The 5,592-nt window shown below is 34.9% G+C and carries 4 protein-coding genes and 2 tRNA genes; 2 read left to right on the top strand and 4 right to left on the bottom strand.

Annotated features, from left to right (window positions below):
* Together argS and EQ827_RS07590 are read right to left on the bottom strand one after the other, a co-directional pair.
* Window positions 1-1,014, bottom strand: a 1,014-nt coding sequence (gene argS, locus EQ827_RS07585) for an arginine--tRNA ligase (RefSeq protein WP_373563517.1), incomplete at its 3' end; no start/stop codon positions are given.
* A gap of 434 nt (window positions 1,015-1,448) precedes the next feature.
* A tRNA-Gly gene (locus tag EQ827_RS07590) sits at window positions 1,449-1,519 on the bottom strand.
* A gap of 100 nt (window positions 1,520-1,619) precedes the next feature.
* Between EQ827_RS07590 and EQ827_RS07595 the strand changes: the two genes are divergently transcribed.
* Complete coding sequence (locus EQ827_RS07595; RefSeq protein ID WP_181190398.1) at window positions 1,620-2,453, top strand: YitT family protein; 834 nt, start codon at window positions 1,620-1,622, stop codon at window positions 2,451-2,453.
* A gap of 45 nt (window positions 2,454-2,498) precedes the next feature.
* Here the strand turns inward: EQ827_RS07595 and EQ827_RS07600 are convergent, their stop codons facing one another.
* Window positions 2,499-3,854 carry an FAD-dependent oxidoreductase gene (locus tag EQ827_RS07600; RefSeq protein WP_181190399.1) on the bottom strand — a complete coding sequence of 452 codons (1,356 nt, stop codon included), beginning with the start codon at window positions 3,852-3,854 and terminating at the stop codon, window positions 2,499-2,501.
* Window positions 3,855-3,938: 84 nt separating this feature from the next.
* Window positions 3,939-4,799, bottom strand: coding sequence for an NAD(P)H-hydrate dehydratase (locus EQ827_RS07605; protein WP_181190400.1), 861 nt, complete (start codon window positions 4,797-4,799; stop codon window positions 3,939-3,941).
* A gap of 58 nt (window positions 4,800-4,857) precedes the next feature.
* Here EQ827_RS07605 and EQ827_RS07610 point away from each other — a divergent pair.
* Window positions 4,858-4,941: transfer RNA gene (locus tag EQ827_RS07610), tRNA-Leu, on the top strand.
* Window positions 4,942-5,592 lie beyond the last annotated feature (651 nt).

Genomic DNA, 5,592 nt, shown 5'->3' on the forward strand with positions numbered 1-5,592 from the left:
TTCACTACCAACAACATAAAGGGCTTTTTTAAAATGATAAGTCCGCTGCCGATACAAAGCAGCAGCCAAGTCCCGCGTAATATACAAGGTTGCTCCATCGGATTTTTTAATTAAAGCTGGCGGCAAATCTGGTCCTAAATCGACAATTTGGGCACCTTGACTTTCTTGGAGAAGCCCCTTTTGTTCCAACAAATCAACTACTTCAGTCATTTTGTCATTATAAAAAGCTTCACCATTATAAGAATCAAAACTGATTCCTAATTCATCATAAATCTTTTTAAAAACCTTTAAGGATTCAGAACGAAACCATTTCCACAGATGTGTGGCTTCAGCATCGCCATTTTCTAGTTTTTTAAACCATTCACGTGCTTCATCATCTAATTCAGGTTGTTCTTTATCTAATTGATGAAACTTAACATAATATTTTTGTAAATTGGTAATTGCATCCCTTTTAACTTCATCTTCAGAGCCCCATTTTTTGTAGGCAACCATCAATTTACCAAATTGTGTTCCCCAGTCTCCTAGATGATTAATTTTTACAGGCTGATAATCTAATTTAGCCAAAATTAAGGCAATTGAGTTGCCAATTACAGTGGAACGTAAATGCCCCATAGACATAGGCTTAGCAATATTAGGTGATGACATATCAATAACAACAGGGGCTTGGTGACCTAAATCGCTTTCTCCAAAATCAGAACCAGCCGTCAAAACCTTCTTTAAGGTCGCAGCAGCTAATGTTTCTCTCTTTAAGAAAAAGTTAACATATGGGCCTTGAGCCTTAATTTGAGCAAAAGACGTTGTATCTAGCTTATTAACTAATTCTTGTGCAATTTGCACCGGCGCTTGATGTAGTTGTTTAGCCAATTGGAATGTTGGAAAAGCAACATCTCCTAATTGGCTGTTTTTGGGAACCTCTAGTAATTTACCGATTTGGTCCTCATTGAAATTTTCAACCCCTATTTCTTTTAGTCCCTGTTCAAGAACTTGTTGAATTAATTGTTTTGTCTGTGTAATTATCAAAATACTTCTCCTTTTTATTAATTTTAATAAAAAAGTCTCTTCCAGATTAATGAAAGAGACGAGCCAGCCCGCGGTACCACTCTAGTTGATTATAAGTAATCCACTCTACAATAATATTAAACTTTAACAAAGATGCGACTGTGTCGACAATAAATCAGTTTCCACTATTCTGATTTCACTGGCTAAATTTTACGACACTTATTTCTTTGCAGAATAATTTTAACAACATTTAATTATTTTTGCAACACTTGCATCACCATAATATATGATCAACATATAAAATTATCTCTTCAAGAATAACACTATTCAATAGAACAAGGATCAAGTTAATAAGAGTAAAGAATTATCAAAAAAGTTTGAAAATATTTGTTGCTCGTTTAAGGTCTTTTAGACCAAGCACTATAAAACACCCTCAAGACAGCAAAAAAAGCGGATGACGAGAATCGAACTCGCGACGTCAGCTTGGGAAGCTGAAGTTTTGCCACTAAACTACATCCGCAATTCATATTCTATTATACACAAAAATAGGCATAATTGCTGATTTTTTTTAAAAAATTTGTCATAATATACTTATGATAAAAATAAGACAAAACCTATACATGAAAAAGATTACCCGTTTATTCAGTATTTTAGCCGGTCTAGAACTTATCGCATTAAGTGTTTCAATGTTTTTTGAACCCCATAAAATTGCTGCGGGTGGTGCCACTGGTTTAGCCATTTTAGTTAAAGAGTTGTTCAATATCCAATTATCTTGGACATTATTAGCCTTTAATTTAGTAATGTGGATTCTGACGATTATTTTTTTGGACAAAGTTAAAGCTGCCAGAATCACTTTTGGCAGCTTAGTGTTACCCATTTTCTTAGCTATTACACCGAATATTATGGTCATTAAAGATCCATTATTATCTGATGTTATCGGTAGTATTTTATTTGGTTTGGGACTTTCAATTATTTATCGCTTTGGCTCTTCAGCGGGTGGAACAACAGTTCCCCCAATGATTTTAAATAAATATTTTCGCATTCGCAATGCAGACAGTCTGTTTGTGATTGATGGCATTGTCTGTTTAGGAAATATTCTTGTCTCTGGTTGGGAGCAATTCTTTTTAGCAATTCTTTCCGTCGGTATTTCTACTATTGTTTTAAACTATGTCCAAACTGGGATAGACAAAAAGTTAGTTGTCTATATCATGAGTGAGAAGCATTTAGAACCTATTAAAAGTCAATTGGCTGAAAATCTGAAAGCTGGCAGCACCGTCTTTGAAGTCCGTGGTGGGCATTCTAATCAACCTAAAGAAATGTTAATGTTGGTAACAGACACCCAAAATTATGGAAATATTTTAGACATAGTTTTTGCCTTAGATCCAGAAGCTTTTATTCTGGCTGATAGTATTGCTGAAGTGCATAATGGCCACCTTAAAAGCGCCAATTATTAAAAAATAAAAGTGAGTCAGAAAATTATCTGTACTCACTTTTTTATTTTAATTATTTAATTGGCGTTGAGCCTTTTGTGCTGCTACATTAATTATATTCCAAGGGCGATCATAACCTGGCTGGAAGAAGAAATCAGTATAAGCTAAATCTGCTACAGTTAAATGTTGCTGTATTGCTAAAGAAATGGCATTAATATTAGCTGTCACATCTACTGTTGACATAATTTGAGCGCCTAATACTCGACCATCTTTTGGTGAATAAGTTAACTTAAACTGGACTTTGGCATTGTGTGTTTGTGGCACAAATGCTGGACGATAATTATCTTCCAAATATATTGATGCTACTTCTGTTTGATAATTCTTGGCTGTAGCATCTTTAATACCTGTGGAAGCAAAATGATAGTCAAAAACTGATAAGGCTGAAGAACCCGAAACGCCAGGAGTTGGATATTGGGCCTTTTCTAAGTTTTTAACTGCATAACGACCTTGACGTCGACTATTTGTAGCCAACGCGATTTTGGCAGGTTTGCCTGTTGGTGCAAAAGTAACCCAGGTAGCATCCCCCACCGCAAAAATATCAGGTTGGCTGGTACGCTGATAGGCGTCAGTTTTAATTGTTTTATCAGGATTTAATTCCAAAACATCAGCTAACCACTCTGTATTAGGCTTAATTCCTGCAGCTTCAATGACTAAATCAGCATCATAACTGCCTTGATCGGTAATTACCTGTTGTACTTTTTGATTTTGGCCTACAAACTTTTGAACATTTTGACCTAAAGCCAGCGTAATCTTTCGTTGCTTTAAGTCATGCTCTAAAATATCAGTAAATTCTTTATCTAAATAAGTACCTAAAATCCGCGGTAAGATATCTATAATTGTTACATTTTTACCAGCCTTAGCAAATACTTCTGCAGCTTCAATTCCAATATAACCAGAACCAATAACTACAACATTTTTAATATCTGGTTCAACACTTGCACGTTTTAATTTTATAGCCCAATCACGGCCACGCATGAAATAAATATTATCTAAATCTTTACCAGGTACAGGCAATTGTGCTGGAATTGCTCCCGGACTAATAATAAGTTTATCATAAGCTTCTGTTCTTGTAGTGTCATCTACCAAATTATGAATATCTACTTGATGATCTTGCGGCTTAATTGCTGTAACTTCTTGCTGAACAAAAACATGAACCCCTTGCTGCTCCATTTTGGACTTAGTAGCATAACGAACACTGTTTACATCCTTGACAATACCTTCAAGATAAAGCTGCATTCCACAAGAAAGAAAAGAAATAAAGTCGCCCTTTTCATACCATTGAATCTCTGCTTGGGGATAATCTTGCAATAATTCTTGAACTGCCTCAAAGCCACCATGCGATGAACCAACTACAATAACTTTCATAAACTAAATTCCTCCTTCTTAACTTCTAACTACATTATAATGATTCTAATTTAGAATGCAATAGAGTTTCACAAATCTAGTTTATTATTCTGCACAATTGGAATGCGCAAATAAATTCATGGTTTGAGGAATCTGTTGTACCAACATAGATGGTAAAACTACATAATTAGTAGCTGCTAGCTGTTCAGCAATATAACTATGCAAAAAAGCAGCCGCCAAAATAGCCTGAGACTTTTGCGCAAATTGCGCCAAAAATCCAGCTAAAATACCAGTTAATGTATCACCCATCCCGCCAGTAGCCATTGCTGGTGTACCCAAAGTGTTTTCAAAAACTTCTTCAGTATCATTAAAATAAATATGTGAAGGGGATCCCTTTAAAATTAACGCCGCATTTGACGGTGCTAACCTTCTTAGGCATTGGTGATTATTTAATATGGTTTGTTCTGATAGTGCTAAACCGCTCAATCGCTGCCATTCAACCTGATGAGGAGTTAAAATAATTTGGGCAGAACAATTCTTCAGATTTATTTGCTTTTGTGAAATTAGTGTCAACGCTGAAGCATCAATGATTAAAGATTGTTGTGTGCTTACTTGTTGGAGGACTAGCCAAATTAAGTGGGACATCTCATCCGTTAATTCTAAACCAGGACCAATGGCAACGACGTTAACAGTTTTTAATAGTGACAATATTGGGTTAATATCGTGTAAATCAACAACCATTGCTTCTGGTAATCGCGAATGCAAGCTCGTAAAATTCATGATATCAGTTGCAACGCTTACTAAACCTGCTCCGGAATATACAGCAGCAGTAGTTGCCATAATTGCGGCTCCTCCAAAATTTTGGCTGCCAGCTATTAATAAAACCTTGCCGAAGGTTCCTTTATAAGACTGTTGCGGACGTGGAACAATTACTTGATTTAAAATTTTTTTTGAAAGTTTTTGCATAATTTTTATTTTCCTAGTTACTTTTTGAGTAAAGTTTGTTAAAATTAATATTTGTAAAGCCGCTGTGGCGGAATTGGCAGACGCGCAGCGTTCAGGTCGCTGTATGGTTATCCATGTACAGGTTCGACTCCTGCCAGCGGCATACAATAGAACTTCAAAGTGTTGATATGACAGCATTTTTAGATTTGTTTGTTCACTAATTGTTCAACATAAGAACCTTTTCCAGAGGTTCTTTTTTTATGACTTTACGTTATTAAGTATAACCCATTATTGTCTAAAATAAAAAAGTCATCAGTCAATTAAGACTGTGGCTTATTTTTTTACCCTTGATATTGTCGTTCATGAATTTGAACTCCAGATCTTTTAAAAGCGCCTATTCTCTCATTCAGTCATTTTAATAACTCAAATAAATATTCTTTTGCATCTAATTTTAAAATGAATTTTTTAGCGGTGGAAAAGTTCCCTATATACCTCTTTATGTGCAGCAAGCGGCGCTCCAATGTCTATTGCTAGTGTTTTTGTATCTAATATCATACAATAAACCTCCAAATTTTATTGTAACGTAAAAGAAGCGGCTGCTCTCTTTTAAACTTGCTCAATTTCATCGTTACAGGATATTTTCAATATCATAATATGCAACAGCATAGTATAGCCTTAAAGTTTAAAATAACACTATTATAGTTTTATAATATGGACATTTTCCAAAAGTTATTTTTGTGACTTTACAACTACAATGGTAATTAGCATAGAAACCTTAAATAAGAGGTTTAATTTAAAATATTAATTAAAAACA

Origin of the sequence: Bombilactobacillus bombi (assembly GCF_013607485.1) — a bacterium.
GTDB lineage: Bacteria > Bacillota > Bacilli > Lactobacillales > Lactobacillaceae > Bombilactobacillus > Bombilactobacillus bombi_A.